This window comes from Mycobacterium sp. IS-3022, assembly GCF_001500065.1.
In the GTDB taxonomy this organism is placed as follows: Bacteria; Actinomycetota; Actinomycetes; order Mycobacteriales; family Mycobacteriaceae; genus Mycobacterium.
In genome coordinates this window covers 134,404-148,472 of record NZ_LQIN01000034.1, presented here as the reverse complement: position 1 = coordinate 148,472, position 14,069 = coordinate 134,404, and the positions used below count along the sequence as shown (strand labels likewise).

The window sequence follows — 14,069 nt, the reverse complement described above, 5'->3', positions numbered from 1 at the left end:
CGGCTATGTCCGACATTCGGTTGCCGTGGTGGCTGAAGTACGTCAACAAGGTGATGATCGGCCTGCAGAAGCTGGGCATTCTCGGCGAGAAGGGACCCGTCGTACTGTCCGTTCCGGGCCGAAAAACCGGCAAACGTCGGTTGACCCCGGTCACGCCGATGGTCGTCGACGGACAACGCTATGTGGTCGGTGGGGTGCCCGGCTCCGACTGGGCCGCCAACGTCCGGGCAGCCGGCGAGGCCACGTTGCACATCGGCCGCCGCAGCGAACGGGTGCGGATGGTGGAGATGCCCGTCGAGGAGGCCCGACCGCTGCTGCGGGAATTTCCGGTCAAGGTGCCCACCGGCGTCGACTTCATCAAGAACGCCGGACTTGTCACCGGGCCCGACCCCGACGAGTTCGAGGCGCTCGCCGGTCGGTGTCCCGTGTTCCGCATGGATAAGGTAATCCGGTGAGCGCCAACCCATTCGATCCATCTCTGTGGCAACCCGTCGACGGCTTCGGGTTGACCGACATCACGTACCACCGCCACGTCGTCGACGGTGTGAAGCAGCCCACGGTGCGCGTCGCGTTCGACCGGCCGGAGGTGCGCAACGCGTTTCGTCCGCACACCGTCGACGAGTTGTACCGCGTGCTCGACCACGCGCGGATGTCGTCGGACGTCGGCGTCATCCTGCTGACCGGTAACGGACCGTCGCCGAAGGACGGCGGCTGGGCGTTCTGCTCCGGCGGCGACCAACGCATCCGCGGCCGCAGCGGCTACCAGTACGCGTCGGGCGACACCGCCGAGACCGTCGACCCGGCACGCGCCGGACGCCTGCACATCCTCGAGGTGCAGCGGCTGATCCGGTTCATGCCCAAACCGGTGATCTGCCTGGTCAACGGCTGGGCCGCCGGCGGCGGGCACAGCCTGCACGTGACGTGTGATCTGACGTTGGCCAGCCGCGAACATGCCCGGTTCAAGCAGACCGACGCCGACGTCGGCAGCTTCGACGGCGGGTACGGCAGCGCGTATCTGGCCAAGCAGGTCGGCCAGAAATTCGCCCGTGAGGTCTTCTTCCTCGGCAGGCCGTATACCGCTGAGCAGATGTACGCGATGGGTGCGGTCAACGAGGTCGTCGACCATGCCGAGTTGGAAAACGTCGGGCTCCAATGGGCGGCGGCGATCAATGGCAAGTCGCCGCAAGCGATCCGGATGCTGAAGTACGCGTTCAACCTCACCGACGATGGATTGGTGGGCCAGCAGTTGTTCGCCGGGGAGGCGACGCGGTTGGCCTACATGACCGACGAGGCGGTCGAGGGCCGCGACGCGTTCCTGGAGAAGCGCGACCCCGACTGGAGCGCCTTCCCGCGCTACTTCTAGGCGGCGATTTCGGTGCTCGAACAGTCGAGATGCGACGGTTCGGACACCGAAATCACCCTTTAGACTCACGGACCGTGAGCAAAAGCCCGTTGCGGCGGTTGGCCGACCAACTGTTGCTGACCACCATGCGGCCGCCGATCGTCCCCGAACTGCTGCAGTTCCAGCCCGGCCGCGACGTCGTCGACCTGCGGGGCAAGCGCATCCTGCTCACCGGCGCGTCATCCGGTATCGGTGAGGCCGCCGCGGAGAAGTTCGCCCGCCGCGGCGCCACCGTGGTGGTGGCTGCGCGTCGCCAGGAGTTGCTCGACGCGCTGGTCGACCGGATCACCGACAACGGCGGAGAGGCCTGGGCGCATGCCTGTGATCTCTCGGACCTCGACGCGGTCGACGAGCTCGTCGCCAGGGTCACCGAGGAACTCGGCGGGGTGGACATCCTGATCAACAACGCGGGGCGCTCGATCCGCCGGCCGCTGGCCGACTCGCTGGAACGTTGGCACGACGTCGAGCGCACCATGGCGCTGAACTACTACTCCCCGCTGCGGCTGATCCGCGGGTTGGCGCCCGGGATGCGTGAGCGGCGAAACGGCCACATCATCAACGTGTCGACGTGGGGTGTGCTGTCCGAGTCGTCGCCGTTGTTCGCGGTGTACAACGCGTCCAAGGCGGCGCTGACTGCGGTGAGCCGCGTCATCGAGACGGAGTGGAGCGGCGACGGCGTGCATTCGACGACGTTGTTCTACCCGCTGGTGCGCACGCCGATGATCGCACCCACCCGTGCCTACGACGGGGTCGCCGGATTGACCGCATCTGAGGCCGCCGACTGGATGATCACCGCCGCGCGCACCCGACCCGTGCGCATCGCGCCTCGCATGGCCGTCACCGCCCAGGCCGTGAACAGCCTCGCGCCGGCATTCGTCGACATGGTGATGAAACGGCAACGCGTCCAACCGAACTCCTGACATGCCACACCCCGACATCGCGACCGTCGCCGACATCGCGCGTGTCTACGGCGCCGAACGCCCCGACGCGGTCGCGTTGATCGCCGGTGAGCGAGCCGTGACGTTCGCCGACCTCGACGCGCGGTCCAACCGGGGCGCGCAGGCGTTCCGCGCGGCGGGTGTCGGGTTCGGCGACCGCGTCGCGTTCATCGAGAAGAACGGCATCGAGTTCTTCGAAGTCGTCTGCGCCCTGTCCAAACTCGGCGCGATCGTCGTGCCGGTCAACTGGCGGCTGGCGCCTGCCGAGATGGCCCACATCATCGACGACGCCGGAGCCCGCGTGGTGGTCGTGGGCGCCGAGTTCTTCGGCCACGTCGAGGCGATCGAAAACCGGCTGGCGGCCGACATCGTCGCCGTCGGTGCGCACCCTCGGTGGCCGGAGTTCGACGCCTGGCTCGCCGAGCACCCCGCCGAAGACCCCTGCGTCGCAACGCAACCCGACGACGTCGCGTTCCTGATGTACACGTCGGGAACGACCGGCGCGCCGAAGGGCGTGATACTGACCAACGACAACTACTTCTGCAAGGCCACCGGCATCGCCGAGAAGTGGCGCTTCGACACCGACAGTGTGAGCCTCGCCGTGATGCCGATGTTCCACATGGCGGGTTCGGGCTGGGCGCTGGTCGGTTTGGGTGAGGGCGCGCGCACCGTCGTGCTGCGCGACGTCGACCCGCCCGCGATTCTCGAAGCCGTTGGTCGACATGGCATTACCAATATGCTGCTGGTGCCCGTCGTGATCCAGCGGCTGCTCGAAACCCCGGGTGTCGAGCGGACGGATTTCACCTGCCTGCGCGCGATCGTCTACGGGGCATCACCGATCACCGACGACGTTCTGGTCAAGGCGCTCGAGCGGTTCGACTGCGACCTGCTGCAGGTGTACGGGCAGACCGAAACCACCGGCTCCATCACCCAACTCGACCGCCACGATCCCGAGCTGCTGCGGTCGTGCGGCAAGCCGTTCCCGTGGGTCGAGGTGCGCATCGTCGACCCCGAAGGCCGCGACGTGCCCGTCGGCACCGTCGGTGAGCTGTGGACCCGCTCGCGGCAGAACATGCGCGGCTACTGGAACAATCCGGACGCGACGGCCGCCACGCTCACCGACGACGGCTGGCTCAAGACCGGTGACGCCGGCTACCTCGACAGCGAGGGTTACGTGTTCCTGCACGACCGCGTCAAGGACATGATCGTCTCGGGTGGCGAGAACGTGTATCCCGCCGAGGTCGAGAACGTACTGATGACCCATCCGGCGGTCGCTGACGCCGCCGTGATCGGCGTTCCCGACGCGACATGGGGCGAGGCGGTCAAGGCGATCGTCGTCCCCGCCGAGGGCGGCTGCCCCACCGAGTCGGAGCTGATCGCCTATGCGCGCGACCGACTCGCCGGGTTCAAGCTGCCCAAGTCGGTGTCGTTCGCCGAGGGCCTGCCCCGCACCCCGAGCGGAAAGGTGCTCAAGCGCGCGCTGCGCGAACCGTACTGGGAAGGTGTCGGGCGGCGGATCGGCTGACCCGGCGTGATAGACACGATGCCATGGAAATTCTGGCCAGCCGGATGCTGATTCGGCCGGCGGACTATCAGCGGTCGCTGGCGTTCTACCGCGACGAGCTGGGCTTGGCCATCGCCCGCGACTACGGTGCGGGCACCGTGTTCTACGCCGGGCAGTCGCTGATCGAACTCGCCGGCCACGGCGGACCGCGCGCGGGCGGCACGATGTGGTTGCAGGTCCGCGACGTCTACGCCACCGAGAAGGAGCTCTCGGGTCGGGGCGTGCCGATCACGCGGGAAGCTCGACAGGAGCCGTGGGGACTGCACGAGATGCATGTCAACGATCCCGACGGTGTCCTGCTGATCTTCGTGCAGGTGCCCGAGACCCACCCGCTGCGTCGCGACTCCCGGCAGTAGGGTTTCAGCGCGACGGGGTGGCCAACGGCCAGCCGACCGACGCCAACCGTGACGCAACCTGGTGCATCTCTTCAGGATTCGGCTCCTGGGCGGTGACCCGGTGGATCGCGTCGCGGATCTCGCCTTCGGTCACGGTGTCGGCGGTGGCACCCCTGAGCACGGTCTGCGCGGCGCTGACGACCTCGTCTTCGGTGAGCGACCGCTTCAGCAGTGCGAGCAGGGGGAAGTAATCCTTCGGCGGCACACCGTCCGGGTAGCCGCGACGCAGCCACGAAAGCACGTTGTCCAACACGTTGAGGTTCTCTGTCATGGTGTCGCCGTTCATTTCTCGGGCATGAAGGGGAACAGGTCGATACCGGTGTGGTGGATGATGGTGGACCGGGTGATCCACAGCACCGCGGTGACGATCACCCACCCGACGAACACGAACAGCGCCACGCCAAGGTACTTGCGGACCGGGTTGGGTGCACTCACGGTGCCGTCGGCGGACTCGTCACCCGCTCCGCCGGAGAAGGCCACCAGTCCCGTCGCGAACAGCGCGGGCAGGCCCGCCCCCAGCACCAGTCCCACCACCAGTACCTTGAGGATGCTCTCCAGATAAGTCATCGAGTTCCTCCGCTACACCGTCGCCGCGGTCTTGATCTGCGTCTCGCGCAGTTCGGCGGGGACGACGGAGTTGGTGGCGTCGTCCCAGTCGGCGTTGACGTTGTTGTGGTCCACCTTCTGCTGCTGGGCCCGCCACCACATGTAGAACGAGAGCCCAACGAGCGCGAGGAAGATCAGGCCGTCACCGGCGAGGCCGGACCCGGTCAGCGTCTTCACCCCGTGCGACAGCCAGAATGAAAGCGCGCCAACGAATCCCGCGGCGGGCAGCGTGATCAACCAGGCGACGGCCATCCGCCCGGCCACCGCCCACCGGACGTCGGCGCCCGGCTTGCCGACGCCGCTGCCGAGGATCGATCCGGTGGCGACGTGGGTGGTCGACAACGCCATGCCGGCGGCGCTGGAGCTGAGAATGATTGCGGCCGAGGATGCTTCGGCTGCGAAGCCCTGCGGGGAGTCGATCTCCACAAGCCCCTTGCCCAACGTGCGGATGACGCGCCAACCACCGAGATAGGTGCCCAGACCGATCGCGACCGCACAGCTGAAGATGACCCAGAACGGCAGGCCGTTCTCCTTGACGTCGCCGCCGAGGTGGCCGGTGGTGATGAGCGCGAGGGCGATGACGCCCATCGTCTTCTGCGCGTCGTTGGTGCCGTGCGACAGTGCGACCAGCGAAGCGGTCGCGATCTGACCCCAGCGGAAACCTTCGCGACGGCGACTCACCGCCACCTTGCGGGTGATCCGGTACACCAGCCAGGTGCCGCACGCGGCCACCAGGCAGGCGATGACCGGCGCGGCGACCGCGGGGATGAGCACCTTCTGCGTGATGCCGCTCCAGTTGACGCCTGCGGCGCCGAGCGCGGCGAGGCCCGCGCCGATCAGCCCTCCGAACAGCGCGTGCGACGAACTCGACGGGATGCCGAACAACCATGTCAGCAGGTTCCACAGGATCCCGCCGATCAGCCCGGCGAAGATGATCGTCAAACCCGTCGAGGCATCGATCGACGGCAGCAGCGCGCCGCTCTTGCCGTCCTGCACGTTGAGCACCGACGTGGTCACCGTGACCGCGACCTCCACCGACAGGAACGCGCCGACCAGGTTGAGGACACCGGCCAACAGCACAGCGGTCTTGGGCTTGAGGGCACCGGTGGCGATCGACGTCGCCATCGCATTGCCGGTGTCGTGGAAGCCGTTGGTGAAGTCGAATGCCAATGCGGTCGCGATCAACAGCACGAGGACGATCAGCTCGGTGCTCACGGCGCTAATTCTGCGGCCCCGGCGGCCCTTTCGCCTAATTCATGGCCACTTTCGAGGGGCGTGTCGAGCAGGGAATTCGCCGTCCTGGGCAATCTGTTCATCGATTGTTAACCCGACGGCGGTCGGGTGTTTGCCGACGGCGTCGGACTCGACTTGTTCGGGCTCGCACTAGCATCATCCAATCGGCAGCGGGTAAACCCGATGCGACACGCGGGAGGGCACAGTGACGAAGTTTCTGGCCAGGATTGTCGCGTGGATCACAGCGGGTTATCCCGAGGGGGTGCCCGGGCCGGACCGGGTGCCGCTGTTCTCGCTGCTGCGGCGACGGCTCACCGACGACGAGGTGAGGACCGTTGCGATGGAGTTGAAGCGGACGGGCGAGTTCGACGACGCCGACATCGGCGTGCTGATCACGTCGATCATCGACGCGCTGCCCACGCCGGAGGATGTCGAGCGGGTGCGCCAGCGACTGGCGGTGCGGGGCTGGCCGCTCGACGACCCACGCGATCCGGAGGACGACCCATAACCGTCCTGACACCGGTCGCGGTCGGTTCGGGTGCCGCCGCCCTGTCGCTCCTGCCCACGGTGCAGGAGATGCTCGCCGGACGCGCCAGCATCCTGCCGGTGCCCGCCGACGATGAGCGCGAATCATCGCTGCTGTCAACGTCATTGCGTGCCGGCGCCGAGGTAGACGACGACGTCGCCGTCGTGGTCTCGACATCAGGCACGACCGGAACCCCCAAGGGCGCGATGCTCACCGCCGCGGCGTTGACCGCCAGCGCCGAGGCCACGCACCATCGGCTCGGCGGCCCGGGCCAATGGCTGCTCGCGCTGTCGGCGCATCACATCGCCGGCTTGCAGGTGCTGGTGCGTAGCGTCGTCGCTGGGACCACGCCAGTAGCGATCTCGCCGAGTTTCGATGCGGCTGAACTGGTTTCGGCCATAACGGCGTTCGGACCTGGGCGGCGCTATGCCTCACTGGTGGCCGTGCAACTCGACAAGGCGCTGCAGGATTCGGCGGCGACGGCCGCTTTGGCGGGCCTGGACGCCGTACTGGTCGGTGGCGGGCCGATGCCCGCCCCACTCGCTGAAAAGGCTGTAGCAGCAGGTATTTCGGTGGTGCGGACGTACGGCATGAGTGAGACCGCCGGCGGGTGCGTGTACGACGGTGTGCCGCTGAACGGGGTGCGGGTCCGGATCGTCGACGAAGCCGCGCAGTCGGCGACATCAGACCGAGGCCGGATCGTCCTGGGCGGACCGACGCTCGCGAAGGGCTACCGCAATCCGGTGGCTCCCGACCCGTTCGCTGAGGCGGGCTGGTTTCGCACCAATGACGTTGGCGCCCTTGATGCGTCGGGGCGGCTGACCGTGCTCGGCCGGGCGGACGACGCGATCAGCAGCGGCGGGCTGACCGTCATCCCGCAGCTCGTCGAGACCGCGGTGGCCGGGCATCCGGCGGTCGCCGAATGCGCGGTGTTCGGGGTGCCCGACGAGCGGCTGGGCCAGCGGGTGGCCGTGGCCGTGGTGCTCGCGCCCGGCTGCGACGCGCCCACGCTCGCAGAACTCCGCGCGCACGTCGGGTTGATGCTGGACGTCACGGCGGCGCCCCGCGAGGTTCACGTCGTCGACGAATTACCGCGGCGCGGCATCGGCAAGATCGACCGACGAGCGCTCGCCGCCCGGTACTCCGCCTCGGACTAGATGGTCACGGCGCGGGCTTGAGGGGATCATGGCCGATCGTCATCAGCCGGTGCCGCCAGTTCTCCTGTCCCGCGGTGGGCTCGAGGTCGTCACGGCGTTCGGCGTGGATACGGTCGACCACCTTGCGCATCACGCGTTCGTCCTCGTCGGTCAGGTCGCCGCGCCGCTTCTGCAGCACCTCCAACACCGCGCGGCCGGTCTGCGTGCCGGCCTGGTCCGGCATCTCCTCGGAGTCCTCGCCGGCCGACCGTGTGCGCAGCCAGTCCATCAGTTCCCGCGAGGTCATGTTGACCACCCGGTGGAACTCCTCCCAGAGTGCGGGGTCGACGTCGACATGATGGGCCATCACTCTCACCTCCGCGGATCGGCTACCCGGCGATCGGGGGAGCTAACCCGATCCGATGGTGGGCGAGCATGATCGAGCATGATGAAGCGATGCGTCGTGAAGTCAGCACCGTCGAGCAGTTGCGATCGATCGTCGGGCAGCCGGACCGCTATGTCGCCACCAAGGTCCAGGACAGGCTGTCGCCGGTCCAGCGGGACTGGCTTGCGCACACGCCGTTGGGTTTCGTCGCGACGACGGATGCCCGCGGCCGCGTCGACGTGTCGCCGAAGGGTGATCCGCCCGGATTCGTCCACGTCATCGACGACACCACGATCGCGATTCCCGAGCGGCCGGGCAACAAACGTGTCGACGGCTACCTCAACGTCCTGCAGAACCCGCATGTCGGCACGCTGTTCCTGATTCCGGGCCGCGGCGACACGCTTCGGATCAACGGCACGGGCAGAATCCTCTCCGACGCGGACTATTTCGATGCGTTGGCCGTGAAAGGAAAACGACCGATCCTGGCGCTGGAGGTCGCGATCGAAGAGGTGTTCTTCCACTGCGCCAAAGCGTTTCTGCGTTCGGACGCATGGGATCCGACGACCTGGAACCCGTCGGCGCTGCCGAGCGTTGCGCAGCTGCTCAAGGCGATTCGGTACGACTGGAGTCAGGCCGAACTCGACGAGTACTACAGCGAGGAGAACACCCGCAGCCGCCTGTACTGACGCCCCGGCGATTCGGGTGTAGACACTCGCGGTGAGCGCAACCAACTACACCGAAATCACCAGTCATTAGGGTGGCGGAATGCGGACAGGACGCAGGGAGGCGGTGGCCGTCGCCGTCGGCGTGGCGCTGGTCGTCGCGGCGTTCGTCGTACCGCACCTGCGTCTGGGCATCGTCACCCCGCTGATCAACGCGACGCCCAAGCGCCTCCACGACTACGCCGACACCGCGCCGATCTTCGGGTGGTGGGACGCACACGTCGGGTGGGGCACGCTTCCGGTGATTCTGATCGGCGCGGCGGCGGTGCTGTGGGGGCCGTCGCTCGCGCAGCGGCTGCCGTGGCGCGCGGTCCCGTGGATCACCTGGCTCACGTCATGCGCGTGGGCGTTCTCGCTGGCGATGGTCGACGGCTGGCAGCGCGGCTTCGCCGGGCGACTCACCGCCCGGCACGAGTACCTGCGACAGGTGCCCACCGTCACCGACATCCCGGACGCGCTGCGCACCTTCGCTGACAGAATCCTTGACTATCAACCGGATTCGTGGATAACCCATGTATCGGGGCATCCGCCGGGCGCGCTGCTGACGTTCGTCTGGCTGGACCGAATCGGGTTGGGCGGCGGCGCGTGGGCGGCTCTGCTGTGCCTGCTGGTCGGCTCCAGCGCCGCCGCCGCAATCGTGGTCGCGGTGCGCGCGCTGGCCGACGAGAAGACCGCCCGGTTGGCAGCGCCGTTCGTCGCCGTGGCGCCGACGGCGATCTGGATCGCGGTGTCGGCCGACGGCTACTTCGCGGGCGTGGCGGCGTGGGGTATTGCGCTGCTGGCGCTGGCCGTCGCGCGAACGACGCATTGGCCGGCGCTGGCGGCCGTGGGCGCCGGTCTGCTGCTGGGCTGGGGCATTTTCCTCAACTACGGGCTGGGCCTGATGGTGCTGCCGGCGCTTGCGGTGCTGCTGTGCGCGGCGGACCGGCCGGCCTCGCTGCGCGCGGCGGCGCCGGCGATCGTCGTCGTCCTCGTGGTGGTGGGAATTTTCGCCTTGCTGGGATTCTGGTGGTTCGACGGCTATCACCTGGTGCAGGAACGGTATTGGCAGGGCATCGCCAACGACCGCCCCTTCCAGTACTGGGTCTGGGCGAATCTGGCCTCCGTGGTGTGTGCGATCGGCCTGGGCAGTGTGGCCGGCATCGGCAGGGCGTTCGACATCGCCGCGATTCGACGTCGATCCGGCCTGCACATGCTCCTCGCGGGGGCGCTGCTGGCGATCGTGTTCGCCGACCTGTCCATGCTGAGCAAGGCCGAGACGGAACGCATCTGGCTGCCGTTCACCATCTGGCTGACCGCTGCGGGCGCGCTGCTGCCGCCCCGGTCACACCGTTGGTGGCTGGCGGTCAACGTAGTGGGCGCCTTGCTGCTCAACCATTTCATTCTGACGAATTGGTAACGGCCGCGAGCCAAGCTTCTACCTGAGGCCGCACGGCTGGACTCTGGTGTCATGGGCTTGATCGACCGACCGCGGCGGCGGACGTTGATCCGCTGGCGCAGTCCGCTGCGCGGGTTGTGGTTGACATCGGTGTTCGGCGCGGTCCTGCTGATCGGTCTGCCGGTGGTGATCGTCACCGGCCTGCTGTCGTACATCGCCTATGGGCCCCAGTTCGGTCAGGCCATTCCGGCGGACGTCGGCTGGCTCAAGTTGCCGACCTTCGACTGGCCCACCGACCCGGCGTGGCTGTATCGGCTCAACCAGGGTCTGCATGTGGGGCTGGGTCTGGTGCTGGTGCCGGTGGTGCTCGCGAAGCTGTGGTCGGTGATCCCCCGGCTCTTCGCCTGGCCGCCGGCGCGCTCGATCGCTCAACTGGCCGAACGTGTTTCGTTGCTGATGCTGGTCGGCGGTGTGCTGTTCGAGATCGTCACCGGGGTGCTGAACATCCAGTACGACTACATCTTCGGGTTCAGCTTCTACACCGCGCACTACTTCGGTGCGTGGGTGTTCATCGCCGGATTTGTGGTACACATCGCGATCAAGATTCCGCGGATGTGGGCGGGGCTGCGGTCACGGTCGATGCGCGCGGTGCTGCGGACGTCGCGCGAGGACACCGTCGCGGACCCGTATACGCCCGACGGGTTGGCGCCCGCCGACCCCGATCCCGCGACGTTGAGCCGTCGCGGTGCGCTGGCGCTCGTCGGCGGCGGCGCCGCGTTGGTCGCCGTGCTGACCGCCGGGCAGAGCATCGGCGGGTGGACCAGGCCCGCCGCGCTGTTGCTCCCTCGCGGACGGACCCGCGGTGACGGACCGAACGACTTCCAGGTCAACAGGACCGCGGCCGCAGCGCGGATCACCCCCGACCTGACCGGCGAGCGCTGGCGCCTCTTCCTGACGGGCGGACCGGCGCCCGTCGTGCTGGACCGAACGATGCTGACCGAGATGCCCCAGCGCACCGCCCGCCTGCCGATCGCCTGCGTCGAGGGCTGGTCGACGACCGAGACCTGGACGGGCGTACCGCTGCGCGACCTCGCGCGACTGGCTGGTGTGCCGGAACCCGCGTCGGCGTTCGTGCAGTCGGTGGAACGACGGGGTGCCTTCAATCGCGCGACCCTGCAACGCAATCAGGTCCTGCACCCGGACGCCCTGCTGGCGCTGAAGGTCAACGGCGCCGACCTGTCACCCGACCACGGGTTCCCAGCCCGGATCATCGTTCCTGCGCTACCCGGTGTGCACAACACCAAGTGGGTGGCGAGCATCGACTTCAGGCCGGTGGATTGACATGCGCGCCCGGCGTTTCCGCGACGTGTACGGATCGAATCCGTTGCACCTGCTGACACTGCTCGCCGGGTTCGCGTTGTTCGGGTATGTGCTCGCCACGATCACGCCCGCGGCACTGTGGAACTCCCGCACGTGGTGGCAGTCGATTCTGGTGTGGTTCGCCGCGTCGGTCGTCGTCCACGACCTCGTGCTGTTTCCGCTGTACGCGCTGGCCGACCGGATCCTGCAGCGTGGCACGCGAATTCCGCGGCTGCCGGTGCCGCTGCTGAACTACCTGCGGGTCCCTGCGCTCGGCTCGGGGCTGACACTGCTGCTGTTCCTGCCCGGGATCGTCGAGCAGGGTGAGCCGACCGTGCTGGCCGCCAGCGGACAGACTCAGGACCCGTTTCTGGGGCGATGGTTGCTGTTGACCGCCGCGATGTTCGGAGCGAGCGCGGCCGTCTACGCCATCCGGCTGGCGATGAGCAGGCGCTAGGACAGCGTCAGGCTCGCGACCACCCGGTCGCCGATCGGATGGACCCTGGTCAACACCAGCCCGGCGTTCTCGGCGACCTCGGCGGCGCAGTCGATGCCCACCGAGGCCCACTGGAACCAGGGGCCCACCGTGCGTGACGACTCCAGCCGAACCCAGCCGGTGCGGATACCGTTTGTCAGCGCCTCGAACTCGGCGATGCAGCGACCGCCACGGCGCAGCAATTCCGCCGCCCTGCGCAATACCCGCAGCGGGTCACCACCGAGGCCCACGTTGCCGTCGGCCAGTAACACGGTCTGCCACCGACCGGTCGCAGGCAGCTGCCCGAACACGTCCCGGCGCAACACCGGAGCGCCGTTCCGGCGGGCCAGGCCGACAGCGGTCGCGGACTGGTCGACACCCAGTGCGGGAACACCGCGTCGGATCAGCTCGATCACCAACCGGCCTGGGCCGCAGCCTAGGTCGATCGTCGGACCTTCACACAGGTCGACGACGGCACGATCGAACCGGCCGTCGGCATGCGCACCGCCGATCCAGTTGTGCACGGGGAGGTTTCGCACCTCACCGTCGTCGTGGCGGATCCAACAGCGCTCACCGTCGAGGGCGCGGTCGTAGAGGTGACCGAGCATCAGGCCCGCACCGCCTTGGTCGCCTGAGCGAACCGACTGTACGGCAGGCACTTTCGGCGCACAACGTCGATGTCGTCGAGGGTGTCGAAGTCCTCGAGCACGTCGACCATGGCAACGTCGACCCCGTCGCCGCGCAACGCCGCGAGGGTCATCGCACCGGTGTCGGGCCGCGACATCGGCACCGTTCGCAGGCAGTCCGCCATGGACGGCCGCGAGACGCCCAGCACCCACCATCCGCCGTCCTCGGCGAAGCCGAGCACCGCGTCGGTGTCGACCAGGATCCGGCCGCAGTCGGTAAGCAGATCAGCGCTCACCTGCGGGGTGTCCATCCCGATCTGCAGGACCGGGATACCGGTGGACGCGTCGGCGTGTGCGTTCGCCAATCGTTCGGCGAAGTCGGCGCCGCGTTGGGCCAGGACGGTGAAGTCGGCTAAGCGACAGCTTATTTCGTCGCCTCGGCTCGCGCGCTCGAGGTCGCCGGTCATGGCGACGACCCGGCGCTCGACAGGCGCGGAGGCCACGGCGTCGAGGGTGTCGAGCAGCGCGGCGGCGGCGATGTCCGCGGCGGCGGTGGCACCGATCGAGGCCGCGAGGCGGGTCTTCGCCAACCCTGGCACCGGCGCCTTGGCCACGACCAGCACGGTCACCGGGAGCACGGTCACGAGATCACCCGCCAGAAGTCCAGGGCCGCCACCGCGCTGCCGCGAACCGATCCGCTGACCTTCGACTTGCCGCCGGTGCGCGCGCCGTAGTCGACATCGCGCTCGACGACGCGCCAGCCCGCGGCCGCGGCCCGGACGAGCAGCTCGAGCGGATACCCGGAGCGGCGATCGGTGACCCCGAGTTCGAGCAGCGCATCGCGGCGTGTGACGCGCATCGGCGCGATGTCGTGCACCGCCAGGCCGTGGCGCCGGCGCAGCCGCCAGCACACCGCCGCGGTGCCGAGCCGGGCATGCCACGGCCACTTCACGCCCGGCACCGGCCGGCGCCGGCCGATCGCCATGTCCGCGCCGCGGTCGAGCTCCTCGACCAGTGCCGGCAGGTCACCCGGGTCCAGTGAGCCGTCGGCGTCGAGGACCGCCACGATCGGCGTCGCCGCCGCCACCACCCCGGCATGCACCGCAGCGCCGTAACCGGGGCGCTTCTCGGTGACCACGTCGGCACCGTGCCGCAGCGCCACCTGCGCGGTTGCATCGGTGCTGTTGTTGTCGACCACCAGCGGCCGGTATCCGGCCGGCATCGCCGCGAGCACGCCGGGCAGTGATTCCGCCTCGTCGAGGCACGGCAGCACCACGGTCACCGGACAGTCGGGCATGGTGTCGAGGCTAACCACCAGCCCGTG

General features: G+C 68.4%; 18 protein-coding genes. 11 read left to right on the top strand and 7 right to left on the bottom strand.

Going from position 1 to position 14,069, the window contains the following annotated elements; genetic code table 11:
- Positions 1–5: 5 nt before the first annotated feature.
- The 5 genes from AU188_RS17865 to AU188_RS17845 all read left to right on the top strand — a co-directional run bounded on the left by AU188_RS17865 (position 6) and on the right by AU188_RS17845 (position 4,260).
- Positions 6–455: a nitroreductase/quinone reductase family protein gene (locus tag AU188_RS17865; RefSeq protein WP_059165000.1), complete on the top strand. Its 450-nt coding sequence runs from the start codon at positions 6–8 to the stop codon at positions 453–455.
- Complete coding sequence (locus AU188_RS17860; protein ID WP_059164999.1) at positions 452–1,363, top strand: 1,4-dihydroxy-2-naphthoyl-CoA synthase; 912 nt, start codon at positions 452–454, stop codon at positions 1,361–1,363. Before AU188_RS17865 ends, AU188_RS17860 begins: the two co-directional genes overlap by 4 nt.
- A gap of 74 nt (positions 1,364–1,437) precedes the next feature.
- Positions 1,438–2,322: an SDR family oxidoreductase gene (locus AU188_RS17855; RefSeq protein ID WP_059164998.1), complete on the top strand. Its 885-nt coding sequence runs from the start codon at positions 1,438–1,440 to the stop codon at positions 2,320–2,322.
- Between the two features lies 1 nt (position 2,323).
- On the top strand, positions 2,324–3,865 hold the full coding sequence (locus AU188_RS17850; RefSeq protein ID WP_059164997.1) for a long-chain-fatty-acid--CoA ligase: 1,542 nt from the start codon (positions 2,324–2,326) through the stop codon (positions 3,863–3,865).
- A 23-nt stretch (positions 3,866–3,888) separates the two neighbouring features.
- Positions 3,889–4,260, top strand: coding sequence for a VOC family protein (locus tag AU188_RS17845; RefSeq protein WP_059164996.1), 372 nt, complete (start codon positions 3,889–3,891; stop codon positions 4,258–4,260).
- 4 nt (positions 4,261–4,264) lie between these two features.
- Here AU188_RS17845 and AU188_RS17840 read toward each other — a convergent pair whose 3' ends face one another.
- From AU188_RS17840 to AU188_RS17830, 3 genes are read right to left on the bottom strand one after another with little or no spacing between them, the layout of a single operon-like run.
- Positions 4,265–4,570, bottom strand: coding sequence for a DUF3349 domain-containing protein (locus AU188_RS17840; protein WP_059165039.1), 306 nt, complete (start codon positions 4,568–4,570; stop codon positions 4,265–4,267).
- Between the two features lie 11 nt (positions 4,571–4,581).
- Positions 4,582–4,866 carry a hypothetical protein gene (locus tag AU188_RS17835; protein ID WP_059164995.1) on the bottom strand — a complete coding sequence of 95 codons (285 nt, stop codon included), beginning with the start codon at positions 4,864–4,866 and terminating at the stop codon, positions 4,582–4,584.
- A gap of 12 nt (positions 4,867–4,878) precedes the next feature.
- Positions 4,879–6,120, bottom strand: coding sequence for an inorganic phosphate transporter (locus tag AU188_RS17830; protein WP_059164994.1), 1,242 nt, complete (start codon positions 6,118–6,120; stop codon positions 4,879–4,881).
- 223 nt (positions 6,121–6,343) lie between these two features.
- Between AU188_RS17830 and AU188_RS17825 the strand changes: the two genes are divergently transcribed.
- Positions 6,344–6,646 carry a DUF3349 domain-containing protein gene (locus AU188_RS17825; RefSeq protein ID WP_059099483.1) on the top strand — a complete coding sequence of 101 codons (303 nt, stop codon included), beginning with the start codon at positions 6,344–6,346 and terminating at the stop codon, positions 6,644–6,646.
- Positions 6,647–6,687: 41 nt separating this feature from the next.
- Positions 6,688–7,821 carry an o-succinylbenzoate--CoA ligase gene (menE, locus tag AU188_RS17820; RefSeq protein ID WP_286137554.1) on the top strand — a complete coding sequence of 378 codons (1,134 nt, stop codon included), beginning with the start codon at positions 6,688–6,690 and terminating at the stop codon, positions 7,819–7,821.
- Between the two features lie 4 nt (positions 7,822–7,825).
- Here menE and AU188_RS17815 read toward each other — a convergent pair whose 3' ends face one another.
- Positions 7,826–8,167, bottom strand: coding sequence for a DUF3140 domain-containing protein (locus AU188_RS17815; RefSeq protein ID WP_059099484.1), 342 nt, complete (start codon positions 8,165–8,167; stop codon positions 7,826–7,828).
- 89 nt (positions 8,168–8,256) lie between these two features.
- On the opposite strand from AU188_RS17815, the gene AU188_RS17810 reads away from it, so the two are divergent.
- The 4 genes from AU188_RS17810 to AU188_RS17795 all read left to right on the top strand — a co-directional run bounded on the left by AU188_RS17810 (position 8,257) and on the right by AU188_RS17795 (position 12,101).
- Entirely contained in the window at positions 8,257–8,871 is a 615-nt protein-coding gene (locus tag AU188_RS17810) for a pyridoxamine 5'-phosphate oxidase family protein (RefSeq protein ID WP_059165037.1), read from the top strand.
- Between the two features lie 79 nt (positions 8,872–8,950).
- Complete coding sequence (locus tag AU188_RS17805; RefSeq protein WP_059164993.1) at positions 8,951–10,306, top strand: hypothetical protein; 1,356 nt, start codon at positions 8,951–8,953, stop codon at positions 10,304–10,306.
- 51 nt (positions 10,307–10,357) lie between these two features.
- Positions 10,358–11,626: a molybdopterin-dependent oxidoreductase gene (locus AU188_RS17800; protein ID WP_059164992.1), complete on the top strand. Its 1,269-nt coding sequence runs from the start codon at positions 10,358–10,360 to the stop codon at positions 11,624–11,626.
- Position 11,627: 1 nt separating this feature from the next.
- Entirely contained in the window at positions 11,628–12,101 is a 474-nt protein-coding gene (locus tag AU188_RS17795; RefSeq protein ID WP_059164991.1) for a hypothetical protein, read from the top strand.
- Here the strand turns inward: AU188_RS17795 and AU188_RS17790 are convergent.
- From AU188_RS17790 to AU188_RS17780, 3 genes are read right to left on the bottom strand one after another with little or no spacing between them, the layout of a single operon-like run.
- Positions 12,098–12,727 (bottom strand): methyltransferase domain-containing protein, encoded by a 630-nt coding sequence (locus tag AU188_RS17790; protein WP_059164990.1) that lies wholly within the window; start codon positions 12,725–12,727, stop codon positions 12,098–12,100. The two genes, AU188_RS17795 and AU188_RS17790, sit on opposite strands and share 4 nt — an antisense overlap.
- Positions 12,727–13,389: a TIGR04282 family arsenosugar biosynthesis glycosyltransferase gene (locus AU188_RS17785; protein WP_059164989.1), complete on the bottom strand. Its 663-nt coding sequence runs from the start codon at positions 13,387–13,389 to the stop codon at positions 12,727–12,729. Before AU188_RS17785 ends, AU188_RS17790 begins: the two co-directional genes overlap by 1 nt.
- Positions 13,386–14,042: a glycosyltransferase family 2 protein gene (locus tag AU188_RS17780; RefSeq protein WP_059164988.1), complete on the bottom strand. Its 657-nt coding sequence runs from the start codon at positions 14,040–14,042 to the stop codon at positions 13,386–13,388. Before AU188_RS17780 ends, AU188_RS17785 begins: the two co-directional genes overlap by 4 nt.
- Positions 14,043–14,069 lie beyond the last annotated feature (27 nt).